We start from the raw sequence: 21,049 nt of genomic DNA, 5'->3' as shown, positions 1-21,049 counted from the left end.
AAAATTCAGGCGAGCCGCTTGCGCGAACCCGCCTGAACTTGAATCACGAGATTGTAGCCGATCCGCCCTTCGGCTTCAATCTTGGCGTCGGCGCTCAGCCCCCTTGGCCGCCCGGCGATGCGGGGTGGAGATGGTCCAGGCCGCCGTCCATGTCGAGCTCGGTCAGTTCGGTGAACCCGCCGATACAGGTGCCGTCGACGACGATCTGCGGCACGGTGCGCGCGCCGTTGGTCACGACGGAGAATTCCTTCATCGCCTCGCGGTCGAGATCGATGCGGACCTCGTCGTAGCCGATTCCGCGCTTGTCGAGAAAGGCCTTGGCCTTGACGCAAATCGGGCAGGTGCCCGTACTGTAGACCTTGACGGCATTCATGCTGTTTTCCTGTTCAGACGTTTGACTATTTCAGGCCAAGGACGTCGCGCATGTCGTAGAGACCGGGCGCACGGCCCTGCACCCACTTCGCGGCGCGCAGAGCGCCCTGGGCGAAGGTCGCGCGGCTGCTGGCCTTGTGGGTGAGTTCGACCCGCTCGCCGACGCCGGCAAAGAGCAGGGTGTGGTCGCCGACGATGTCGCCCCCGCGCACGGTGGCAAAGCCGATCGTGCGCGGATCACGCTCACCGGTCACCCCTTCGCGCCCATAGACGGCGCAGGCCTCGAGGTCGCGACCGCTGGCGCGCGCGACCGCCTGCCCGAGTCCGAGCGCGGTGCCCGACGGCGCGTCGACCTTGTGGCGGTGGTGCGCCTCGATGATTTCGATGTCGTATCCGTCCTGCAGGACCTCGGCCGCCACTTCGGCGAGTTTCATCAACAGATTGACGCCGACGCTCATGTTGGGTGCGAAGACGACCGGGACACGCTCGGCCGCGGCGGCGATCCGCGCCCTGCCGGCCTCATCGAACCCGGTCGTGCCGATCACGACGGGAACGCCGTCAAGCGCGCAGGCCTCGAGATAGCCGAACGTCGCCTCGGGGCGCGTGAAATCGACGAGCACCTGCGCACCCTTCAGCGCGGCCTGCGCCTGATCGGTCACCGTCACCCCGTTCGCCGCGCCCCAGGCCGCGCCGGCGTCCTGGCCCACGAGCGAACTGCCCGGCCGGTCCAGCGCCGCGTAGAGCGCGCAGCCGTCGTCCGCGGCCACGGCTTCGAGCAAGGCACGGCCCATGCGACCCGACACCCCTGCGATGGCGACGCGCACGCTCACGGGCGGCCTCGCTCGAGGGTCTGCAGCACTTTCTCTTCGACGATCAGCCAGCGACCATCGCGTTCGACCATGAGCAGCCGCTTGAGCACGGCGTCGCGGTAAGTATCCGAGCGGAAAAATTGCTTGAAGGTCAGGGCGACCGCGCCCTCTTCGGTGCGCTCGGCCGCCGGCGCGTCGACCTTGACCTCGAGCGCCTTCGTCGCGTCGAACGCCTGCAGCTTGCGCCGCCGCCACGCCTCGCGGCTGGCGCCGTCGTCGGGAACAAAGTGGGCGTCGTAGGCGGCGAAATACGCTTCGGAATCGCGGCGAGACCAGGCGTCCGCCCACTCGGTAAGCGCCTTGAGCAGCGCCGCGTCGACCGGCGCGGCCTGCTCGCTTCCGGGGAATGCAGGCGTGACGTCGGGGTGTATCTTCGCGACGTCGGTGTCCCTGCGCAGAGCGCCCGCTGCGGCAGGCGAGTCGACGGAGGCCGGCGCGTCTTCCGGGCTCGAGCGGGGCGCGACCGCACTCGTTTCAGATGTCCGCTCCCCGGAGACCTGCGTCGGCGCCGCGGCGGGTGCGGATGCGGGCTCAGCAACGTTCGCGGCGGCCGGTTCCGGAGCAGACGCAGACGCAGGATCTTGGACCGCGGTGACGCTCGCGGCTGCCGGCGCCGCGTCGGCCTCAGGTGCGGGCGGCGCCTGCTGTGCCTGAGCTTCGGCGACCTCCTGCGGCACGTCGCCCTCGATCCGCGCCAGCGTATCGCCGTCGAAATGGAGCGTGATCCGCTTCTGCTCGGCGAGTTTGCCCGCCTTGTAGTACACGTACACGTAGTCCCAGCGGTCGCCACGGAACGGGTCGACGACGAGCGGCGTGCCGAGCAGGAAACGAACCTGGGAGCGGTTGAGGCCGGGCTTCAGGCGGGAGACGTTCTCCTGATCGAGTGCGTTGCCCTGCTGAACGTCGATGCGATGCGGGCCGAGCTTTGGGATCGAACAGCCGGCGACCAGGGCCACAAGCAGAACGGAGATCAGGAGACGAGGCATAACCGGGAAGCCTGAAGGGCCCAGGCGGGTGAAAAAAACGTATCATAACGTATTCGCGTTTCCGTTCTGGAGCCTCGTTGAGCAATCCGACCGACCTCAAGAGCATCGGCCTCAAGGCCACCTTGCCGCGCCTGAAAATTCTCGATCTGTTCGAGCAGAGCAACAAGCGCCACTTGAGCGCGGAGGAAATCTACCGCCTGCTCTCCGACGAAGGCCAGGACATCGGGCTCGCCACGGTCTATCGCGTGCTGACCCAGTTCGAGCAGGCCGGCCTGTTGATGCGCCATCATTTCGACAGCGACAAGGCCGTGTTCGAACTGAACCAGGGCGACCACCACGACCACCTGGTCTGCCTGCAGTGCGGCAAGGTCGAGGAGTTCGTCGACGCCGAGATCGAAAAGCGGCAACAGCGCATCGCAAAGGAACGCGGCTTCGCGATCCACGACCACTCGCTGCAGATCTACGCCGATTGCATCAAGGAAAACTGCCCCAACCGCAAGTCCGTCGACCGTCAGCGGCCGTAAGGGGCGATCGCCTCACATAACTGCACGACCCCGTCGAGCAGACGCGGGCTCGGGCGGTGCAGCCGGTCGGCGTCTATCCGCAGAAAGGCGCCCGTCCTGGCCGCCGGCAATTCCGCATAGCGCTCCCACTGGGATCGGACGGCCGGCGCGTCGCTGCCGCTGACGATCACTTCGGGCCCACGCGTCAGCACCGCCTCGCGCGACACCACCGGCGAGAGCGCCGCCAGGTCGGCGAAGACGTTGCGCGCGCCGCACACTGTCAGCGCCTCACTGATCCAGTGCCCGCCGCCCACCGTCATCAACGGGCGGTCCCATACCTGGTAGAAGACCGGGATCGGCCGCCTGCTTGCGTAGCGCTCCTCGAGCACTGCAAGCCGCTGCGCGAACTGTTGCGCCGCCCGCTCCCCTTGCACTGGATGCCCGCTCGCCCGTCCGAGCAGGCGCAGCAGGCGCGCGACGTCGTCGAGCTTCGCCGCACGCGTATGCAGGAGCGGCAGCTTCATGGCTTTCAGGCCGTGGATGTCGACCGGGCGATTGCCACCGAGCCAGACAAGCACGAGATCAGGCTTGAGCGCGAGGATGCGCTCGAAGCTGACGCGGCTGTAGTCGCCGACGCGCGGCAGACCGCGTGCCGCTTCCGGGAAGTCGCTCGCGCTGTCGACCCCCACCAACTGTTCGCCGGCGCCGACCGCGAACAACAGCTCGGTCAGGTGCGGCGTCAGGGAAACGATGCGTTGCGGCGTTCGGGCAAGCTCCAGCGTGAGCCCGGCGTCGTCGACGACGCGGACCGGGGCGGCGTGCGTCACCCCGGCGAGCAGCAGGCACAGCGCGAGGATGCCCCGCCGGGTCACGCCTCGACGCGCGCGCTGCCGTGAAAAACCAGTGTCGATCGGCCGCCCTCGCAACGCAGACGCGTGAACGAGGCATTCGCCACTTCGATCCGGTAGGCCTGTTGCAACGGAATATCCAGGGCCCACGCGAGCGCCATGCGCATCACGCCCGCATGGCCGACCACGAGCACATGCTCGCCGGCATGGCGCGCGACGAGTTCGTCGAGCGCCGCCGAGACGCGCGCGAGGAAGTCGGGGAGCGCTTCCGCCCCGGCCGGCCGCGCGTTGATCGGATCGGCCTTGAAGCGCGCGAGCGTACCGGGCGCCGCCTGCTCGATCTCCGCGGCAGACTTGCCTTCCCACTCGCCGAAGCCGACTTCCTTCAGGCGCGGGTCGAAAAACAGAGGCAGGCCGCGCTGCGCGGCGAGCACCTCGGCGAACGCGCGGCAGCGCAGCAGCGGTGAGGCGACGATCCGGGTCCACGGCGCGGCTTCGCCGACCGCGGCGTGCATCTGGGCCCAGCCCAACTCGGACAGCGCGTCGTCGACCTGCCCGCGGTACTTGCGGCCGCCGACGGGTTCGCCGTGCCGCAGGAAGTCCAGCACGGTCGTCACGCCAGAACGACCAGGTTGTCGCGGTGGATCAGTTCGGGCTCGTCCATGTAGCCGAGCTCGGCTTCGATCGCGGTACTGGGCTTGCCCGCGATACGGCGCGCTTCGGCGGCGCTGTAGTTGGTCAGGCCGCGGGCGATCTCGCGTCCGCTCGCGTCGACGACGGCGACGACCTCGCCGCGTTCGAATTCTCCGGTCACGCCCCGGACGCCGACCGGCAGGAGGCTCTTGCCGTCCTCCTGCAGCGCGCGCACGGCGCCGTCGTCGAGCACGAGCCCGCCGCGCAGTTGCAGGTGATCGGCGAGCCACTGGCGGCGCGCGGCGAGGGGCGCCTGGCGCGCGACCAGCTGGCTGCCGATGGGTTCGCCCTCGGCAAGACGCAGCAGCACGCGCGGCTCGCGGCCGCTGCAGATCACGGTGTGCGCGCCGCTGCGCGCCGCGCGCTTGGCGGCGAGGATCTTGGTCAGCATGCCGCCGGTCCCGACGCTGCTACCGGCCCCGCCGGCCATGCGCTCGAGCTCGGGGTCGCCGGCGTGCGCCTCCATGACGAGGCTCGCATCGGCGACCTTGCGCGGATCGGCCGTATAAAGCCCCGCCTGGTCGGTGAGGATGACGAGGCAGTCGGCTTCGATCAGATTGGTCACGAGCGCGCCCAGCGTATCGTTGTCGCCGAGACGGATCTCGTCGGTCGCCACCGTGTCGTTCTCGTTGATGATCGGGACCACGCGTAATTCAAGCAGCGTGCGTAGCGTCGAGCGCGCGTTGAGATAGCGCGTGCGGTCGGCGAGATCCTCGTGGGTCAGAAGAACTTGGGCCGCATGCAACTTGTGGGTGCGAAAAATCGACTCGTAGGCCTGCACGAGACCCATCTGCCCGACCGCCGCCGCGGCCTGCAACTCGTTGACCGCTTTCGGGCGCTTTTTCCAGCCGAGGCGCGCGATGCCCTCGGCGATCGCGCCCGACGACACGAGCACGACTTCCTTGCCCTGTTCGGCCAGCGCGGCGATCTGCTCGGCCCAGCGCGACAGCGCCGCGTGGTCGAGGCCGCGCCCGTCCGCCGTGACCAGGCTGGAACCGACCTTGACGACGATGCGCCGTGCGTGGCGGACGACCGACGTGCTCACCGCGACGCCCGACGCAGGCTCTGCACGGCTTGCTTGGCATCGCGAACGCTGATGCCGTCGGGACAGAAATGATCCTCGAACAAGGCCTTATGGTAGGACAGCAGCGAACGGAACTTGACCGGCTCCCAGCCGGCGTTGCGCGCCTTCGACCAGTTGCCGTCGGGATGCCCGTAGGCGTAGAGCCGCCGTTCGCCGGAAGCGCAGCGCAAGCCCTCGTAGGACACGTTCTTCGCGCCCCCGGCAGCCTCGACGACGACCGTGTAGCGCACGACGCCGTCGCTGCCGACGCTGATTGATGCGGCGTCGATAAAGAAGCGATTGCGCGTCGCCGCCGAGACGTCGAAGGGAATCAGGTTCTCGACCTTCGGATACGTGGGCAATTGCGCCGCGACCTCGACCCAGGGTTTTTCTTCTTCGAACTCGCCTTCGAAGTCGACCCAGGCCGCGTGCGCGGCGACGGGCAGGCAGAGCAGCAGGAGGGGCAGGATTTTCATGCCCGGCATTTTATTGATTCGGCCGCGCGCTGTCTGCAGAAAGATCGCCCGCCCGCGCGGCGTTTTTCAATCGCCCGCGATCGCGGCGCGAGCCCGCACCAGCCTTCCGTCCCGGTAGTTCGCGAAAGCCTGCTCGATCTCCTCGCGGGCGTTCATGACGAAGGGCCCGTGCTGCACGACGGGTTCGCCTATCGGCCGGCCGGCGACGAGGATAAAGCGCGCCCCCTCGCCGCCCGCTTGGATTTCGAAGCGCTCGCCTTTGTCGAGCACCGCCAGCGTGTGCCGAGGCAGGGGCTGGCCGGCGAGCCTGGCGCTGCCCTCGAAAACGTAGACGAAGGCGTTGCGTGCATCGTCGAGGGGCAGGCTGAAACTTCCCTCCACGCCGAGCGCGACGTCGAGGTAAAGCACGTCCGTCGTCGGGTCTTCGATCACGCCGCGCGCGGTGCCGAATTCGCCCGCGAGAACGCGGACCCGCCCGCCTTCCACGCCGACCTCGGGAATCGACCCAGCCGAGAATTCCTGGTATTGCGGATCGGACATCTTTTCACGCGCCGGCAGGTTGATCCAGAGCTGGAAGCCACGCATCAGGCCGTCGGTCTGCCTGGGCATCTCGGAATGGATGACACCGCTCGCGGCTTTCATCCACTGCGCACCGCCAGCTTCGAGGTCACCGCGGTTGCCCATGCTGTCGCGATGCTCCATGTGGCCGTCGAGCATGTAGGTGAAGGTGATGAAGCCGCGGTGCGGGTGTTCGGGAAAGCCGGCGATGTAGTCGTCGGGGTTGTCGCTGCCGAAGTGGTCGAGCATCAGGAAGGGGTCGAGGTTCTTCAGCGCCGGCGTGCCGATGCTGCGATGAACGGTAACGCCCGCGCCTTCGGTCACCTCGAAGGCGGGAACGACCTGGCGGATCGTACGGATTTTCATGGTCTGCTCCTGCTCCGGATTTATGCGGTGATTCGGTTGGACAGCACAGTCAGCTCGCCTCGGCCAGCGCCGGCCAGTCGCGTTCCAGCACGTCGGCGACGTGTTCGGCAGCGTTCTGCCGAGCGCTGTCGCCGCGCAACATGCCGCGATCGGCCGCGATCACCTCGACGTCGGTGATACCGAGGAAGCCCAGCACGAACTCCAGCCACGGCGTCGCGAAGTCAATGTCGCTCCCGACTTCGGTACCGCCGCTCGCCACGAGGACATAAGCCTTCTTGCCGGTCAGCAGCCCCTCCGGGCCGTACTCGGTGTCGCGGAAGGTCAGCCTGGCGCGCGCGACCTGGTCGACCCAGGCCTTGAGACTGGCGGGCACGCCGAAGTTGTAGATCGGGGTAGCGATCACCAATACATCCGCGGCCATCACTTCGCTCACGAGTTCGTCCGATTTCGCCAGGGCCCAGCGTTGCGCGGAATCGCGCGCTTCAGGGTCCGTCGAATTGGCGCCGACCCAAGCGTCATCGACGAAGGGCATGCCCGCTGCTTCGCGCCGGACGACCGACAGGTCGGGCACCCGTTCGCCCAATATCTCGAGCATGAGGTCGGCCAGGCGGCGGGTGACGGAATCGTCGACGCGGGCACTCGCGTCGACGCGCAGTACGCGAAGTGAGGATTGAAGGGACGGGACGGGCGTGGCTTGCATGACATCAGCTCCTGGAAGAAGGGCGTCAAAAAGTGACGCGGTGATGCCATTATTTGTTTTGCCGGATAGAGAATAAAGGCGGTGTTTATGAAATAAGTGTTGCTAAAATCTGAACAATGGACCGCTTAGCGCATATGCAGATGTTCGTCGCCGTCGTCGAAGCCGGCAGCATCACCGCGGCCGCGGAACGCATGAACCTCGCCAAGTCGGCGGTCAGCCGGCGTCTTGCTGAACTCGAGGCGGGCCTCGGCGTCTCGCTGATTCAGCGCACGACGCGTCGCCTCAACCTCACCGAAAGCGGGCGTACCTACTACGCGCGCTGCGTCGCGATCCTCGCCGACGTCGAGGACGCCGAGGCCGAGGTCTCGCAGGGGCACGGGGCGCTGCGTGGACGCCTCAAGGTCGCGCTACCGCAGGCCTTCGGCCTGCTCCATCTCGCGCCGCTGATCCAGACCTTCATGAAGCGGCACCCGGACGTCCGCCTCGAACTCGACTTCAACGATCGGCAGGTCGACCTGATGCAGGAAGGCTTCGACCTCGCCATACGGATCGCCACGCTTGCCGATTCGACCCTGATCGCGCGCCGACTCGCGGCGATTCCCCACCGGGTCGTCGCGAGCCCCGGCTACCTGGCGCGACGCGGAACGCCTCGGGCGGCCGCGGATCTGACCCAGCATGACTGCCTCGCCTACAGCAACGTGCGCGACCCGGGCCTGTGGAGCTATCGCGATCCGGGCGGCGAGCCCGGCCAGGTGCGCGTAGTGGTCCGGCTCGCCGCGAGCAGCGGCGAATTCCTGTTGCAGGCGGCGATTGCCGACGAAGGCCTCGTCCTGCTGCCCGCGTTCTACCTGCACGCCGCGCTGCGATCGGGCCAGTTGAGCGAAGTGCTGGCGGATCATCGATGGCCGGAACCCGCCGCCTATGCCGTCTATCCGCCGACGCGCCATCTTTCCGCCCGCGCGCACGCTTTCATCGACTTTCTCGCCGGCCATCTCGGCGGCGCCGGCGAACCGCCGGCTGGCGACGAGGTCGCGCCTACTCTCGCTCCGAATACGTCGGCAGGGTGATGCGGAAGGCCATCGCCGCCAGCCGGACGACGAGAACGGTCGCCATCCCCGCCCACGCCGCGGCGACCGGCGACACCGACAAGGCCTGCAGCCCGACCAGGACCAGCGCGCCGAGCCACGCCGCGGAGGCATACAGTTCGCCGCGCACGAAAACCAGCGGCACCTCGTTGCACAGCACGTCGCGCAACACGCCGCCGACGACGCCCGTGATCATGCCCAGCAGGCTCGCGACCAGCCACGGCGCCTGCCACTCGAGCGCGATCTGGGTGCCGACGATAGTGAAGAGCGCGAGGCCGAACGCATCGGGAATCAGAAACAGCCGCGGCGGCAGCCGCAGGTTGCGCACGACGAAGAAGACGGCCAGCGTGGCCGCGAGCGCGACGATCAGATAGACCTGGTCGGCGATCCAGAACACGGGGCGCGCGAGCAGCACGTCGCGCACGGTGCCGCCGCCGAGCGCGGTGGCTGCGCCCACCATGACCACACCGATCAGGTCCATCCGCTTGCGGCCCGCGTCGAGCACGCCGGTCAGCGCATTGACCGCAACGGCCGACAGGCCGGCCCAGTACAGCAGGTTTTCCATAAGATCGGTCGGGGCGGCGCCGGCCGCTCGCAAGGTCGTGACGCGCTAGCGTAGCGCAAGTCGCCCGTAGCCGCGCGGGACGGCCGCGGCCGCGCGATACAATGCCCCTCCCGCTCCGCAGACCCCGCACATGCACGCCTCCCTCAAACGCTATGCCTGGCTTTCGATCGCCGCCGCGGTGGCCACGATCCTCCTCAAGGGCTCGGCATGGTGGCTCACGGGATCGGTCGGCCTGCTCTCGGACGCCCTCGAATCCTTCGTCAACCTCGCCGGCGCGATGATGGCGCTGGCGATGCTTTCGCTCGCGGCGCAGCCGGCCGACGACAACCACGCGCATGGCCACGGCAAGGCCGAATATTTCTCGAGCGCGTTCGAAGGTTTCCTGATTCTCGTCGCCGCCATGAGCATCGGCTACGCCGCGGTCGAGCGCCTGCTGAATCCGCAGCCGCTCGAGACGGTCGGAATCGGACTCGCGATCTCGGTCATCGCGTCGATCATCAATCTCGTCACCTCGCGCGTCCTCTTGGGCGTCGGCCGCAAATACAAGTCGATCACGCTCGAGGCGGACGCGCACCACCTGCTGACCGACGTCTGGACGTCGGCGGGGGTAATCGCCGGCGTCGCGCTCGTCTGGTTCACTGGCTGGCTGTGGCTGGACCCGGTCATCGCGCTGCTCGTCGCCTTGAACATCGTCTGGACCGGATGGCAGTTGCTGCAGCGCTCGGCCTCCGGACTCATGGACGTCTCGCTACCCGAGGCCGACCTGCGCGCCATCGAAACCATCCTCGATGGCTACCGCCGCCACGGCCTGGACTTTCACGCGCTGCGCACGCGCCAGGCCGGTGCCCGCGCCTTCGTCAGTGTGCATCTGCTGGTGCCGGGAGCGTGGACCGTCCAGCAGGGCCACGACTGGTCGGAGCGCGTGGAGTCCGACATCCGGCGCGCGGTCAGCCAGGTCCACATCACGACCCATCTCGAGCCCCTCGAGGATCCGCTGTCGCTGGCCGACTCCGGCCTCGACCGCCACGACGAGGGAAGGCGGGAATGAACGCGACGGCGCACGCCCAGGGACAGCCCCCGCCCTAGCCTCGCGTTTTTCGCCGCCACGCCGACCATGCCAGGAGATAGGCGGCGAGGTTGACGACGACGACCACCCCACCGAGCGCGGTCTGCAGCGAGGTGTCGAGAAACGCGGGATACAGCACCGGCAGCAGATAGTGCTCGACGAAATCCCCGGCATATGCGCTTTCGCCGGCACGCACGCGCAGTCGGTTTTCGAGCGGGGTGAGCGGACATATCCCTCCCGAGAATTCGATGTAGGCGCCCCACACGGCCGCGGGCAGATGCAGCCAGAGCAGCCGTGGCCAGCGCACGAGCAGGAAGCCGCCAAGCACGACGAAGGCAACGAACAGCAGGTGAACGACGACGAGCGCGTCGGCAGCGAAGGCCGCCATCCTGCCTTGGCTCCCGTCAGCCTCCCGTCATCGTGGCCTTGCTGCGCACGAAGCGGCCCTCACGGTAGTCCGCAAAAGCCTGCTCGATCTCCTCGCGGCTGCTCATGACGAAGGGGCCGTGCTGCACGACGGGTTCGCCGATCGGCCGGCCCGCGACCAGGATGAAACGCACCCCCTCGCCGCCCGCTTCGATCTCGACGGCATCCCCGGCGCCGAGGACCGCGAGCGCGTGCGTCGCCAAGGCCTCGCTGCCGACCCGCGCGGAGCCTTCGAAGACGTACACGAAGGCGTTGCGCACGTCGCTCAGCAGATGACGGAAGCCCGCGCCGCGGTCGAGCGCCACGTCGAGGTAAAGCACGTCCGTTGCCGGGTCTTCGATCACGCCGCGCGCGGTACCGAACTCGCCTGCGAGAACGCGGACCCTGCCCTGCTCGACCGCCGCCTCGGGAATCGACCCAGCCGAGAATTCCTGGTACTGCGGATCGGACATCTTTTCACTCGCGGGCAGGTTGATCCAGAGTTGGAAGCCGCGCATCAGGCCGTCGGTCTGCCTGGGCATCTCGGAATGGATGACACCGCTCGCGGCTTTCATCCACTGCGCACCGCCAGCTTCGAGGTCACCGCGGTTGCCCATGCTGTCGCGGTGTTCCATGTGGCCGTCGAGCATGTAGGTGAAGGTGATGAAGCCGCGGTGCGGGTGCTCGGGAAAGCCGGCGATGTAGTCGTCGGGGTTGTCGCTGCCGAAGTGGTCGAGCATCAGGAAGGGGTCGAGGTTCTTCAGCGCCGGCGTGCCGATGCTGCGATGAACGGTAACGCCCGCGCCTTCGGTCACCTCGAAGGCGGGAACGACCTGGCGGATCGTGCGGATTTTCATGGTCTGCTCCATGGGTCGGATGGTGTGCTCGGATCGAGCCTCCTGGCAGGCACCGATCGGCGTTGGGATGTCGGCCGGCGGCGCGTGGCGCCGTGGGCGTTCTCCGATTCGGCTCGCGGACGTCGGCAGGTATGCTAGGTTCAAAGCTGCATGTTGCTGCGATTTTTGGTGCGCCCGTGCGTTCGGCGGCCGGCAGTAAGGCTCGCTGGATATGACTGTGACGCCCGTTCACGCGAGGAGGTTCTATGCGCTATTCCCAATTGTCCAGAAAATCGATTCCCTTGATGCTCACGGCCTGCCTGCTTGGCGGACAGCTCGTTCCGGTCCACGCGGCGATGGTGACTACGCCGCAGGTCCTCGCCGCCGAGCAGGGACGCCTCGACCGTGACAAGCTGGCGACGCTGCTCGAACGCGAGGATCTGCAGCAACAGCTCTCGGCGCTCGGCGTCGACGTCCAGAATGCCAAGGCCCGCGTGGCTTCGCTGACCGACCCCGAAGTCGCCCAGCTGAATGCGCGCATCGCCGAACTGCCTGCGGGCGGCGACGCGCTCGGGGTGATCGTGCTGATCTTCATCATCTTCATCATCACCGACGCACTCGGCGCGACCGACATCTTCCCCTTCGTCGACCCGATCCGGTAAACGGCGGCCGATGCCGGGTCGTCGCAGCGCAGCACTTCTGCTCGCCGCCTGGCTGGGGTTGGGCGTGGCGTCCTGCGCGCATCGCGGGGCCGTGCTCGAACACGCTGGCGACTTGCCACAACGTGTCGAACTGAGCGAGACCCCGTTCTTCCCGCAGGAGCGCTATCAATGCGGGCCTGCCGCGCTCGCGACAGTGCTCGGTGCCGAAGGCAGCGCGGTGGCACCCGAGGCGCTCGTCTCCGAGGTCTACCTGCCGTCGCGCAAGGGCAGTCTGCAGACGGAAATCGTTGCCGCGGCGCGCAAACGCGGAAAGCTGGCGGTGCCCGTGTCGTCGACGCTCGACGGCTTGCTGGCCGAAGTCGCGGCCGGGCATCCGGTGCTGGTCCTGCAGAACCTGGGACTCGACTGGCTGCCGCGCTGGCATTACGCCGTCGTGATTGGCTACGACCTCGAGCAGAGCACGATGATCCTGCGTTCGGGAACGGAGGCGAGACGCCTCACGCCCTTCGACGTTTTTCTCAAGACCTGGGACCGTTCAGGCCGCTGGGGCCTGGTCGTTCTCGAACCGGGCGCCCTCCCCGCGCGCGCCGAGCCGGCAAGCTATCTGGCGGCGGCGAGCACGCTCGAAACCCTCGGCCAACGCGACGCAGCCGCGACTGCCTATCGGGCCGCCACCCGTCGCTGGCCCGACCATGCCGCCGCCTGGCTCGCGCTCGGAAACAGCCATTACGCGCGGCGGGCACTGCCGGAAGCCGAAGCCGCGTTTCGCGCGGCGGTCGGCGCCCAGGCCGATGCCGCGCCCGCCTGGAACAACCTCGCCTATGCGCTCGCCGGGCGCGGCTGCATCGAGGCGGCGCGCAAGGCGGCGCGTTGCGCGGCGCGCATCGCACCGGCCGAGCGCACGTTCGCGGAAACCCTGGAGGACATGGAAAAACGCATGGGAAAACGCCCTGTGGCGGCCGGCCCGGTCTGCCAGGCGCCGCCGCCTTGTCCGGCCTCCTAGGCGCTGCAGCGAAGCAGCGCCGGAAACGGAGGGCCGCACAGGCACCCAAGCTGTATCGGGCTCGCTCGACAGTATCGGCGCGGGTCGCTGGGCGTTGGTTCGCGGCGATAGGGCGGTTCAGCGGGTGCCGTACATGAAGTCCCGCGTGAACGGGTAATTCGGCTGGCTCCCGCGCTCGGCCTTGCCGGCGAGGAGCTGCCACAACTCCATCCACCCGCATTCGAAGGCGTGGGCCGAGCCGGCCATGTAGATGCGCCAGATGCGGTATTTCTGCTCGCCGATCAGACGGCGCGCCACGTCGGCGTGCTGCTCGAGACGGTTCACCCAGTGCCACAGCGTCTTGCCGTAGTGCGGCCGCAGATTCTCGGCGTCGAGGCATTCGAGGCCGCTGTCGGCGGCGGCGCGGAAGACGTCCGACACGTGCACGAGCTCGCCCCCGGGGAAGACGTAGTCGTTGATGAATTCTGCGATTCCGCTGCCGAGTCCGGCCGAGCCCGGCGCCGCCGCCGTGATGCCGTGGTTGAGAACAAGACCGCCGGGGCGCAGCAATGCATTGATCTTGTCGAAATAGGTGACGAGGTTCACCCGCCCCACGTGCTCGAACATTCCGACGCTGGCGATCTTGTCGTACCCCCCGTGCTCGGGAACATCGCGGTAATCCATTTTGCGTACTTCCACCCGGTCGGCCAGACCGCTGCGGGCGATGAGGTCGCTGACGTGCCGATGCTGGTCGTCCGACAAGGTGATACCGACGCCCTGGACGCCGTGACGTTCGGCCGCATGCAGGAGCAGGCCGCCCCAGCCGCAGCCGATGTCGAGAAAACGCTCGCCGGGCCGGAGGTCGAGCTTGCGGCAGATATGCTCGAGCTTGGCCTCCTGCGCCGCATCGAGATCCATGTCGGGCGAGCGGAAATACGCGCAGGAATAGACGCGGCGCGCATCGAGCCAGAGGCCGTAAAAGTCGTTGGAAACGTCGTAGTGGTACTGGATGTTCCTGCGGTCGCGGCTGCGCGTGTGCCGCCACCACTTCCAGCGCTCGACACCGCTTTCCGCTTTATGGTCGCCCGCGCTGCACAGGCGATCGCCGAGCGCCAGGATGTCGTGCACGTCGCCTTCGAGATCGAGCTGGCCTTCGACGTAGGCGCGGGCGAGCGCACCGAGGCTGGGATTCGCGATCGCCCTGAGGCTCCGCGCCTCGCGCAGGCGCACACGCACCGCAGCGGGGGTGCGCCCGACTTTCTGACCATCCCAGAATTCGACCGAGAGCGGCAACTCCGACGATTCGACACGCCGCCGCACCTGATGAACCAGCAGTTGATCCAGCATCACGCCCTCCTCGGAAAGGCGGCGTGTTGCTGTCGTCGTTGTGGTGCCGCCCTGGATTTACTTTAGGCCAAATCCAGTGCCAGCGCAGCGCGCGTGTTCTCGGGCAGCACGAGCGCGTCGACCTGGTAGGCAGGAAGATCGATGCCCATGCGGACCGGGTTGCCGGCCTTGGCCGCGGCGATCGACGCGGCGTCGAGCTCGAAGCGCAGGAAGTGCACCGCGGAAGTCTTCTCCGCATTCGTGCGCTCGAGATCCTCGTCGGCGATCGCGAAGATCGCCGGCTGATCGCCGACCCGCACCCACACCCGCCCCTCGATGCCCTTGAGGTCGGACAGCGCCTGCTTGCGGGCGTCCGGGTCGGAATACTGGATCATCATCGTCGCCTTCCAGTTGCTGCCGTCCGGGATCAACGGATTGTAGGCGTCGAGTTCGTCCTGGATGCCCGCGTCCTCGAAGGTGCGCTCGGCACGCAGCATCTCCTGGATCTGGTAGCGCATGGTCTTTTCGTCCTCGAAGATCAGGGTGACGTGCTCACCCAGGTCGACCATGCGGTTCTTCTTGTGCGCCATCACTTCGGCCCGCATCGCGGGCCGCACCTTGGCGTAGCCCTCGAGCGTCAGCAGGCTGTCACGGGTAATCTGCGGCATGTCTTTCCCCTTGCAGATGGGTGTTCATAGAAAACGCTTCATTCGAGGCCGTAGGCCATGCGCAGGAGCGTGATCGGATGCTCTTTCTGCGCCGCGGTTTCGCCCATGCCCTGCATGATCTGGCGCGCGGCGATCGCGCAGTCCGAACTCACATAGTCCGGCGCGGGCTCGGACATCTGCCGGAATACCGGCTTGCCGATCTTCATGGATTTGTCGAAGAACTCGGTCTTCACGCCCCAGGTGCCGTCGTGGCCCGAACAACGCTCGACCATGTTGACCTCCGCCCCCGCCAGCTGCAGCGCATCGCGGGTCTTGTTGCCGATGTTCTGCACGCGCTGATGACAGGGCACGTGGTAGGCGACCTTGCCGAGCGGCGTCGTGAAATCGGTTTTCAACAGGCCGTCGGCGTTGCGCGCCATCAGGTATTCGAAGGGGTCCCACATCGCCTCCTTGATCGCCTGCACCTCGGCGTCGTGCGGGAACATCAGCGGCAACTCCTGCTTGTACATCAGCGTGCACGAAGGCACCGCCGTCAGGATCGCGTAGCCTTCGCGCGCGAGCTTCGCCAGATGCGGAACATTGATTTGTTTGAGCTTCTCGACCGCGTCGAGATCGCCCAGTTCGAGCTTGGGCATGCCGCAGCAGGCCTCCTTGTCGACGAGCACGGTCGGAACCTCGTTGTGCGCGAGAAGCTTGAGCAGATCGTGGCCGATGCCGGGCTCGTTGTAGTTGACGTAACAGGTCGCGTAGATCGCGACCTTGCCGGGCGTCTTCGCGCCGTCCCTGACCGCGAATTCATTGCGCGGCTGCGCGGTCGAGCGGAATTTCGCGCTGTCGTAATGTGGCAGCCGGCGGTCGGGATGGATCTTCAGCACGCTGTCCATGATCTTGCGGATCGGGCGGCTTCTGAGGCTGGCATTGACGGCCTGCACGACGACCGGAATCGACGCGAGCTTGCCCATCGCGTCCGTGCTCGACAAGAGCTTGTCGCGGAAGATCGTCTCGCCCTTCTTGAACTTGATCGCCTTGCCGCGCAGCATCGTGTGCGGAAAGTCGAGGTTCCACGGATGCGGCGGTACGTAGGGGCACTTCGTCATGTAGCAGAGGTCGCACAGATAACACTCGTCGACGACCTTCCAGTAATCGGTCTTGGCGACCCCGTCTACCTCCATGGTCGACGATTCGTCGACGAGGTCGAAGAGGGTCGGAAACGCCGTGCAGAGCGAGACGCAGCGGCGGCAGCCGTGACAGATGTCGAAGACGCGCTCCGCCTCGTGCAGAAATTTTTCTTCGTCGTAGAAATCGGGGTTTTTCCAGTCGAGCGGATGACGGGTCGGGGCTTCGAGGCTACCTTCGCGGGTGCTCATGCAAACTCCAAATGGGATTCAGGGTATTCGGCCCGGCACGAAGGCGCTTGGACGCTTGCGTCCGGTCGGCGCCCTCGCCGGCCAGGGAACGGGCCCGCGGCCCGTCTCCCCGTAGTGCGTCAGGAACCCAGGCTGTCGAGGGTCTTCTGGAACTTGTTGGCGTGCGAGCGTTCTGCCTTGGCCAGGGTCTCGAACCAGTCGGCGATCTCATCGAAGCCTTCGCCGCGCGCGTCCTTCGCCATGCCCGGGTACATGTCGGTGTACTCATGCGTCTCGCCGGCGATCGCGGTCTTCAGGTTGTCGGCGGTGGGGCCGAAAGCCATGCCGGTCGCGGGGTCGCCGCACTTCTCGAGGTACTCGAGATGGCCGTGGGCATGGCCGGTTTCGCCTTCGGCGGTCGAACGGAAGACGGCAGCGACGTCGTTGTAGCCTTCGACGTCGGCCTTCGCTGCGAAGTAGAGGTAGCGGCGGTTGGCCTGCGATTCGCCGGCAAATGCGGCCTTCAGATGTTCTTCGGTTTTCGAACCTTTGAGTTGCATGACGTGATCTCCTTGTTTGATTAAATGCTTTGCAGCATAGACCTTCCATCCCGGGGCCCTCCACCGCCGGCGTTCGACGGCTCCGCGGGATGAAATTGCGGTGTTTAGACTAAGTCTAATACCTGAACGAAGATTAAACCCGCTACGATAATGCTGTCAACACGCGCGCGGCAAATCGTCGCGGTGCCGGAACGCCCGTACCACTTGCGGCGCGCAGTTACACTTTTTTGCCCTCGAACGGAGAAGCGAGATGAGCACTGACGAACCCAAAACCGACGCGCAGTGGCGCGCCGAACTGTCGCCGGAGCAGTACCGCATCCTGCGCGAACAGGGCACCGAGCGGGCGTTTACCGGGGAGTACTGGGATCACCACGCGAACGGCGAATACCGCTGCGCGGCTTGTGGCGCGCCGCTCTTCTCGTCGTCGGCGAAGTTCGACTCGGGCACCGGCTGGCCAAGCTTTTACGAGGCCCTGAACGCGCAGGCCGTGCGCGAGCGCACCGACACCACCCACGGCATGGTCCGCACCGAAGCGCTGTGCAGCCGCTGCAACTCGCACCTCGGCCACGTCTTCCCCGACGGGCCGCCGCCCACCGGTCTGCGCTACTGCATCAATTCGGCGTCGCTCAGTTTTCACCCGAAGGACTGAGCCTTGCACGTCTTTGAAGCCGAGATCGCGGCAGTCGTCGCCGCCACCCCCCAGATACGTGTTCTCCGCCTCGCCGTCGCCGACCCCGGCTTCCGCTTCCTGCCCGGGCAGTGGGTCGATCTGAGCGTCGATGTCGACGGCGCCAGGCACACGTCCGGTTACTCGATCACGACCTCGCCGCTGCATCCCGGCACGATCGAACTCGCCGTCAAGGCGAGCGCGCGGCATCCGCTCGCGCGTTGGGTTCACGACGAGGCCGCGCCGGGTGACCGCGTGCGCGTGAGCCAGGGCCAGGGGCCGTTCGTCTACCTGCCCGAGATGAGCGACAACGTCGTGCTGATCGGCGGCGGCGTGGGCATCACGCCGATGCTCTCGATCTTTCGCCACGTCCGCGACGCCGGACTGGGGACGCAGGCGCACCTGGTCTACAGCGTATCGGACAGTCGCGAAATCCTCTTCCGCGACGAACTCGAAGCCGCGGTCCGCAACCACCGCAACCTGCATCTCAGCATCACGGTCACCCAACCCGATCCGGCGTGGCATGGTCTGACCGGCCGCATCGATCCGGTCAAGCTGCATGCGCTCGACGTGCCGGACGATACGCTCTATTACCTGTGCGGGCCGCGCGGAATGGTCGAAGACATGAGCACGCTGCTCCACGACCTCGGCGTGCCGATGAACCGGATCATCTTCGAAAAATGGTGGTAGGCGTTTTCGACCATTAAACTCTCAGGGTTGTCTGTGTATGGTTCCGCAACCACAAGGAGACTCTGATATGCGCCTACTTCCGCTGCTCGCCACCCTCGCTTTCTGCACCAGTGCAGCCGCTGGACCCAAGGACGTCGTCCGCACGCACCCCGCGCAGAAAGTCGGCGCCGAGACCTACGTCATCCACGGCCCGCAAGGCGTTCCCTCGGTCGAAAACCAGAGCTTCATGAACAACCCGGCGTGGATCGTCACCCCCGACGGCGTCGTCGTCATCGATCCCGGTTCCAGCGTGCAGGCCGGCCGCATGGTCGTCGCGCAGGTTCGCAAGACGACCAAGAAGCCGGTCACCCACGTCTTCAACACCCACGTCCACGGTGACCATTGGCTCGGCAATCAGGCGATCCTCGAGGTCTGGCCCAAGGCGACGATCATCGGCCACCCGGACATGATCAAAGGCGCGCGCGACGGCGCCGGCGCATTCTGGATCAAGCTGATGTCGGACATGACCAAGGGCTATACCGACGGGACGCGCGCCGAGATTCCGACCGTCGAGGCCCGCGACGGACAGGAATTCAAGATCGGCGGAAAGACCTTCCGCATCCATTCGTCGACCCACGCGCACAGCAAGACCGACCTCATGATCGAGGTCGTCGAGGACCGCACGCTCTTCACCGGCGACAACGTCCTCAGCCGTCAGGTCATGAACCTGCGCGACGGCACGTTCAAGGGCGTGATGAAGGAAACCGAGCGTGCGCTCGCGGTCGACGCGAAGCTCTACGTCCCCGGCCACGGCAAGACCGGCGACCGCAAACTGGTCGAGGAACAGAAAGCCTATTTCGACGCGCTGATGGCCGAAGTGCGGCGACTTTACGACGAAGGCAAGAGCGACTTCGAAATGAAGCCGCTCATCGCCGAAAAGCTCAAGGCCTACAAGAACTGGGCCGAGTGGGACGCCAACCTCGGGCCCCAGATCAGCCTGGCGATACTCGAGATCGAGCAGGAATAGGCAGTCACGCGGCACTTGCCGCGTGCTTCAATCGTGCAGGCGGGTCACGCTCGCGACCGCCTGCGGCCGCCATTCACCGTCGAGATTGACCCACACCACGCGCGCGCCGAACATGTGCACGACCCCCGGCCTGCGATTGTCGCCGGTGTCCGAAAATTCGAACCTGAAATCGCGCTGGAACTGCAACTGCCCGTTGTCGTTGCGCGCAAACCTGAGCCGCTGGAGCGCAACGCTCTCGTCGAGGAACTGGACACCCGCGTCCGCGCAGGCGCGACGGCCGGCCGCGACCGCCAGCTCGCGCGCCTGCATGCCCGCGTACCAATACCAGCCGAGGGCGCCGAACAGGCCCAGCAGCAGGAATTCCCAGCTCACTGGTCCGGGACGTTCCGCTTGACCGGGCTGCGAAAGAGGGCCGCCACCTGCTTTGTCGGCGCCGGCCGCGCCGGAGCGTGGGCAGCGTCGCCCTGCCCGGGCTCGCGCGGCACATAGGGTGCGTCGAACAGCGCGTCGCGGCTCGGCTGGGGTTTGGCGGGCGCCCGTTCACGTCCCCGGTCGCTGCTGCGCGGGGCGCGCGCCGGGCGCGACTCGAACGCCGGCACGTCGGCCGCGCCGGGCTCGAAGCCGGGAACGATCACGGGCTCGAGCGGCGTGCCGATCAGTCTTTCGATGTCCTTGAGGTAGCGCGTCTCGGCTTCGCTGACGAGCGAGATCGCCTCGCCCTTGGCGCCCGCGCGCCCGGTCCGGCCGATGCGATGGACGTAATCCTCGGCGTTGTGCGGCAGGTCGTAGTTGACGACGAAAGGCAGCGCCTCGATGTCGATTCCGCGCGCCGCGACGTCGGTCGCGACGAGCACACGGATCGTGCCGGCCTTGAAGGCGTCGAGCGCCTTGATACGCTCCTGCTGGGTCTTGTCGCCGTGGATCGCGTCGGCATGAATGCCGGCCTTGTTGAGTTCGTTGGCCAGCCGGTTGCAGCCGAGCTTGGTCCCCGTGAAGACGAGCACCTGGCGCAGGTCGCGGCTCTTGATCAGGTGCGCGAGCAATTGCCGCTTGCGCTCGTGATGCACCGGATGCACGACTTGGGTGACCGTGACGGCCGTCTCGTTGCGCGCCACCTCGATGAAGGTCGGCGTGCTGAGGATGCTGTCGGCGAGCTTGCGAATTTCTTCCGGAAAGGTCGCCGAGAACATCATGTTCACGCGCTGCGCCGGCAGCAAGGCGACGATGCGCCGGAGATCCGGCATGAAGCCCATGTCGAGCATGCGGTCGGCTTCGTCGAGCACGAGTGTGTTGACCTGGGTCAGCATCAGCGTCTTGTTCTGCACATGATCGAGCAGCCGCCCCGGCGTCGCGACCAGGATTTCGACGCCGGTCTTGAGGATCGGTATCTGGGTGTTGATGTTGACGCCGCCGTAGACGACCAGCGAGCGCAGCGGAACGTGTTTGGTGTAGGCCTGGATCGCCTCCTCGACCTGGATCGCGAGTTCGCGCGTCGGCGTGAGGATGAGCGCACGGATCGGATGCTTGGCCGGCGAGGTGCTGGTGTTGGCGAAGGGCAGCAGGCGCTGGATCAGCGGCAGCGCGAAAGCCGCGGTCTTGCCGGTCCCGGTCTGCGCCGCGCCGAGAATGTCGCCGCCCTGCAGCGCACGCGGAATCACCTGCGCCTGGATCGGCGTCGGCGAGACGTAGCCCATTTCGTCGAGGGCGCGCAGGATGTCGGGCGCAAGCCCGAGTTCAGCAAAAGTCGTCAA

Annotated in this window: 26 protein-coding genes; 8 read left to right on the top strand and 18 right to left on the bottom strand. The window is 66.8% G+C overall.

What is annotated here, in order from left to right; all coding sequences use genetic code 11:
- Positions 1 to 94: 94 nt before the first annotated feature.
- Genes TBD_RS05665 through bamE form a run of 3 tightly spaced genes read right to left on the bottom strand, consistent with a single transcriptional unit; the run spans position 95 to position 2,227 of the window.
- Complete coding sequence (locus tag TBD_RS05665) at positions 95 to 373, bottom strand: glutaredoxin domain-containing protein (protein WP_011311638.1); 279 nt, start codon at positions 371 to 373, stop codon at positions 95 to 97.
- A 25-nt stretch (positions 374 to 398) separates the two neighbouring features.
- Positions 399 to 1,202: a 4-hydroxy-tetrahydrodipicolinate reductase gene (dapB, locus tag TBD_RS05660; RefSeq protein WP_011311637.1), complete on the bottom strand. Its 804-nt coding sequence runs from the start codon at positions 1,200 to 1,202 to the stop codon at positions 399 to 401.
- The gene (bamE, locus tag TBD_RS05655; protein WP_011311636.1) at positions 1,199 to 2,227 is read right to left on the bottom strand and encodes an outer membrane protein assembly factor BamE domain-containing protein; all 1,029 of its coding nucleotides are present in this window, start codon (positions 2,225 to 2,227) and stop codon (positions 1,199 to 1,201) included. Before bamE ends, dapB begins: the two co-directional genes overlap by 4 nt.
- Positions 2,228 to 2,304: 77 nt before the next feature.
- Here bamE and fur point away from each other — a divergent pair, with 77 nt between their 5' ends.
- Positions 2,305 to 2,751, top strand: a complete 447-nt coding sequence (gene fur / locus TBD_RS05650; RefSeq protein ID WP_011311635.1) for a ferric iron uptake transcriptional regulator — start codon at positions 2,305 to 2,307, stop codon at positions 2,749 to 2,751.
- On the opposite strand, the gene TBD_RS05645 is transcribed toward fur, so the two are convergent.
- From TBD_RS05645 to TBD_RS05620, 6 genes are all read right to left on the bottom strand, one after another.
- A complete protein-coding gene (locus TBD_RS05645) occupies positions 2,739 to 3,602 on the bottom strand; it encodes a cobalamin-binding protein (protein ID WP_011311634.1) in 864 nt (287 codons plus the stop codon). The genes fur and TBD_RS05645 overlap by 13 nt on opposite strands.
- Positions 3,599 to 4,195: a histidine phosphatase family protein gene (locus TBD_RS05640; protein ID WP_011311633.1), complete on the bottom strand. Its 597-nt coding sequence runs from the start codon at positions 4,193 to 4,195 to the stop codon at positions 3,599 to 3,601. Before TBD_RS05640 ends, TBD_RS05645 begins: the two co-directional genes overlap by 4 nt.
- A complete protein-coding gene (gene proB, locus TBD_RS05635; RefSeq protein ID WP_011311632.1) occupies positions 4,192 to 5,316 on the bottom strand; it encodes a glutamate 5-kinase in 1,125 nt (374 codons plus the stop codon). Before proB ends, TBD_RS05640 begins: the two co-directional genes overlap by 4 nt.
- On the bottom strand, positions 5,313 to 5,810 hold the full coding sequence (locus TBD_RS05630; RefSeq protein WP_148203012.1) for a CNP1-like family protein: 498 nt from the start codon (positions 5,808 to 5,810) through the stop codon (positions 5,313 to 5,315). Before TBD_RS05630 ends, proB begins: the two co-directional genes overlap by 4 nt.
- Before the next feature lie 66 nt (positions 5,811 to 5,876).
- The gene (locus TBD_RS05625; protein ID WP_011311630.1) at positions 5,877 to 6,734 is read right to left on the bottom strand and encodes a pirin family protein; all 858 of its coding nucleotides are present in this window, start codon (positions 6,732 to 6,734) and stop codon (positions 5,877 to 5,879) included.
- 49 nt (positions 6,735 to 6,783) lie between these two features.
- Entirely contained in the window at positions 6,784 to 7,434 is a 651-nt protein-coding gene (locus tag TBD_RS05620) for an FMN-dependent NADH-azoreductase (protein WP_011311629.1), read from the bottom strand.
- Between the two features lie 116 nt (positions 7,435 to 7,550).
- Between TBD_RS05620 and TBD_RS05615 the strand changes: the two genes are divergently transcribed.
- Positions 7,551 to 8,501, top strand: coding sequence for a LysR family transcriptional regulator (locus TBD_RS05615; RefSeq protein ID WP_011311628.1), 951 nt, complete (start codon positions 7,551 to 7,553; stop codon positions 8,499 to 8,501).
- Here the strand turns inward: TBD_RS05615 and TBD_RS05610 are convergent.
- Positions 8,470 to 9,084 carry a trimeric intracellular cation channel family protein gene (locus tag TBD_RS05610; protein ID WP_011311627.1) on the bottom strand — a complete coding sequence of 205 codons (615 nt, stop codon included), beginning with the start codon at positions 9,082 to 9,084 and terminating at the stop codon, positions 8,470 to 8,472. The two genes, TBD_RS05615 and TBD_RS05610, sit on opposite strands and share 32 nt — an antisense overlap.
- Positions 9,085 to 9,214: 130 nt before the next feature.
- Here TBD_RS05610 and TBD_RS05605 point away from each other — a divergent pair, with 130 nt between their 5' ends.
- A complete protein-coding gene (locus tag TBD_RS05605) occupies positions 9,215 to 10,132 on the top strand; it encodes a cation diffusion facilitator family transporter (RefSeq protein ID WP_011311626.1) in 918 nt (305 codons plus the stop codon).
- A 34-nt stretch (positions 10,133 to 10,166) separates the two neighbouring features.
- Here TBD_RS05605 and TBD_RS05600 read toward each other — a convergent pair whose 3' ends face one another.
- On the bottom strand, positions 10,167 to 10,538 hold the full coding sequence (locus TBD_RS05600; RefSeq protein WP_011311625.1) for a DUF2784 domain-containing protein: 372 nt from the start codon (positions 10,536 to 10,538) through the stop codon (positions 10,167 to 10,169).
- Between the two features lie 16 nt (positions 10,539 to 10,554).
- Positions 10,555 to 11,412, bottom strand: coding sequence for a pirin family protein (locus TBD_RS05595; protein WP_011311624.1), 858 nt, complete (start codon positions 11,410 to 11,412; stop codon positions 10,555 to 10,557).
- A gap of 245 nt (positions 11,413 to 11,657) precedes the next feature.
- Here TBD_RS05595 and TBD_RS05590 point away from each other — a divergent pair, with 245 nt between their 5' ends.
- Both TBD_RS05590 and TBD_RS05585 read left to right on the top strand, forming a co-directional pair.
- On the top strand, positions 11,658 to 12,053 hold the full coding sequence (locus tag TBD_RS05590; protein WP_011311623.1) for a DUF6627 family protein: 396 nt from the start codon (positions 11,658 to 11,660) through the stop codon (positions 12,051 to 12,053).
- Positions 12,054 to 12,063: 10 nt separating this feature from the next.
- Positions 12,064 to 13,056: a PA2778 family cysteine peptidase gene (locus TBD_RS05585; protein ID WP_041432412.1), complete on the top strand. Its 993-nt coding sequence runs from the start codon at positions 12,064 to 12,066 to the stop codon at positions 13,054 to 13,056.
- A 117-nt stretch (positions 13,057 to 13,173) separates the two neighbouring features.
- On the opposite strand, the gene TBD_RS05580 is transcribed toward TBD_RS05585, so the two are convergent.
- The 4 genes from TBD_RS05580 to TBD_RS05565 form a co-directional block, all read right to left on the bottom strand.
- The gene (locus TBD_RS05580) at positions 13,174 to 14,382 is read right to left on the bottom strand and encodes a class I SAM-dependent methyltransferase (RefSeq protein WP_011311621.1); all 1,209 of its coding nucleotides are present in this window, start codon (positions 14,380 to 14,382) and stop codon (positions 13,174 to 13,176) included.
- Positions 14,383 to 14,444: 62 nt separating this feature from the next.
- A complete protein-coding gene (locus TBD_RS05575) occupies positions 14,445 to 15,029 on the bottom strand; it encodes a DUF3501 family protein (protein ID WP_011311620.1) in 585 nt (194 codons plus the stop codon).
- A 38-nt stretch (positions 15,030 to 15,067) separates the two neighbouring features.
- A complete protein-coding gene (locus TBD_RS05570) occupies positions 15,068 to 16,396 on the bottom strand; it encodes a heterodisulfide reductase-related iron-sulfur binding cluster (protein ID WP_011311619.1) in 1,329 nt (442 codons plus the stop codon).
- 119 nt (positions 16,397 to 16,515) lie between these two features.
- Positions 16,516 to 16,935, bottom strand: coding sequence for a rubrerythrin family protein (locus TBD_RS05565; protein WP_011311618.1), 420 nt, complete (start codon positions 16,933 to 16,935; stop codon positions 16,516 to 16,518).
- 250 nt (positions 16,936 to 17,185) lie between these two features.
- On the opposite strand from TBD_RS05565, the gene msrB reads away from it, so the two are divergent.
- The 3 genes from msrB to TBD_RS05550 all read left to right on the top strand — a co-directional run bounded on the left by msrB (position 17,186) and on the right by TBD_RS05550 (position 19,298).
- Entirely contained in the window at positions 17,186 to 17,584 is a 399-nt protein-coding gene (gene msrB / locus TBD_RS05560; RefSeq protein WP_011311617.1) for a peptide-methionine (R)-S-oxide reductase MsrB, read from the top strand.
- A 3-nt stretch (positions 17,585 to 17,587) separates the two neighbouring features.
- A complete protein-coding gene (locus TBD_RS05555) occupies positions 17,588 to 18,292 on the top strand; it encodes a ferredoxin--NADP reductase (protein WP_011311616.1) in 705 nt (234 codons plus the stop codon).
- Positions 18,293 to 18,359: 67 nt separating this feature from the next.
- The gene (locus tag TBD_RS05550) at positions 18,360 to 19,298 is read left to right on the top strand and encodes an MBL fold metallo-hydrolase (protein ID WP_011311615.1); all 939 of its coding nucleotides are present in this window, start codon (positions 18,360 to 18,362) and stop codon (positions 19,296 to 19,298) included.
- Positions 19,299 to 19,325: 27 nt separating this feature from the next.
- On the opposite strand, the gene TBD_RS05545 is transcribed toward TBD_RS05550, so the two are convergent.
- Together TBD_RS05545 and TBD_RS05540 are read right to left on the bottom strand one after the other, a co-directional pair.
- A complete protein-coding gene (locus tag TBD_RS05545) occupies positions 19,326 to 19,670 on the bottom strand; it encodes a DUF3301 domain-containing protein (protein WP_011311614.1) in 345 nt (114 codons plus the stop codon).
- Positions 19,667 to 21,049: a DEAD/DEAH box helicase gene (locus tag TBD_RS05540; protein ID WP_011311613.1), complete on the bottom strand. Its 1,383-nt coding sequence runs from the start codon at positions 21,047 to 21,049 to the stop codon at positions 19,667 to 19,669. The genes TBD_RS05545 and TBD_RS05540 overlap by 4 nt, the downstream gene beginning before the upstream one ends.

This window comes from Thiobacillus denitrificans ATCC 25259 (assembly GCF_000012745.1).
GTDB lineage: Bacteria > Pseudomonadota > Gammaproteobacteria > Burkholderiales > Thiobacillaceae > Thiobacillus > Thiobacillus denitrificans_B.
The sequence above is the reverse complement of the archived record's forward strand: the minus strand, read 5'-3'. Positions and strand labels throughout refer to the sequence as shown.

Coding starts and splice junctions, on each gene's coding strand:
- TBD_RS05550 (WP_011311615.1), top strand. CDS start 18,360: ATGCGCCTACTTCCGCTGCTCGCCACCCTCGCTTTCTGCACCAGTGCA.
- bamE (WP_011311636.1), bottom strand. CDS start 2,227: ATGCCTCGTCTCCTGATCTCCGTTCTGCTTGTGGCCCTGGTCGCCGGC.
- TBD_RS05605 (WP_011311626.1), top strand. CDS start 9,215: ATGCACGCCTCCCTCAAACGCTATGCCTGGCTTTCGATCGCCGCCGCG.
- TBD_RS05625 (WP_011311630.1), bottom strand. CDS start 6,734: ATGAAAATCCGTACGATCCGCCAGGTCGTTCCCGCCTTCGAGGTGACC.
- TBD_RS05615 (WP_011311628.1), top strand. CDS start 7,551: ATGGACCGCTTAGCGCATATGCAGATGTTCGTCGCCGTCGTCGAAGCC.
- TBD_RS05570 (WP_011311619.1), bottom strand. CDS start 16,396: ATGAGCACCCGCGAAGGTAGCCTCGAAGCCCCGACCCGTCATCCGCTC.
- TBD_RS05610 (WP_011311627.1), bottom strand. CDS start 9,084: ATGGAAAACCTGCTGTACTGGGCCGGCCTGTCGGCCGTTGCGGTCAAT.
- TBD_RS05665 (WP_011311638.1), bottom strand. CDS start 373: ATGAATGCCGTCAAGGTCTACAGTACGGGCACCTGCCCGATTTGCGTC.
- TBD_RS05580 (WP_011311621.1), bottom strand. CDS start 14,382: ATGCTGGATCAACTGCTGGTTCATCAGGTGCGGCGGCGTGTCGAATCG.
- TBD_RS05630 (WP_148203012.1), bottom strand. CDS start 5,810: ATGAAAATCCTGCCCCTCCTGCTGCTCTGCCTGCCCGTCGCCGCGCAC.
- TBD_RS05595 (WP_011311624.1), bottom strand. CDS start 11,412: ATGAAAATCCGCACGATCCGCCAGGTCGTTCCCGCCTTCGAGGTGACC.
- msrB (WP_011311617.1), top strand. CDS start 17,186: ATGAGCACTGACGAACCCAAAACCGACGCGCAGTGGCGCGCCGAACTG.
- TBD_RS05575 (WP_011311620.1), bottom strand. CDS start 15,029: ATGCCGCAGATTACCCGTGACAGCCTGCTGACGCTCGAGGGCTACGCC.
- TBD_RS05565 (WP_011311618.1), bottom strand. CDS start 16,935: ATGCAACTCAAAGGTTCGAAAACCGAAGAACATCTGAAGGCCGCATTT.
- TBD_RS05620 (WP_011311629.1), bottom strand. CDS start 7,434: ATGCAAGCCACGCCCGTCCCGTCCCTTCAATCCTCACTTCGCGTACTG.
- TBD_RS05585 (WP_041432412.1), top strand. CDS start 12,064: ATGCCGGGTCGTCGCAGCGCAGCACTTCTGCTCGCCGCCTGGCTGGGG.
- TBD_RS05600 (WP_011311625.1), bottom strand. CDS start 10,538: ATGGCGGCCTTCGCTGCCGACGCGCTCGTCGTCGTTCACCTGCTGTTC.
- TBD_RS05590 (WP_011311623.1), top strand. CDS start 11,658: ATGCGCTATTCCCAATTGTCCAGAAAATCGATTCCCTTGATGCTCACG.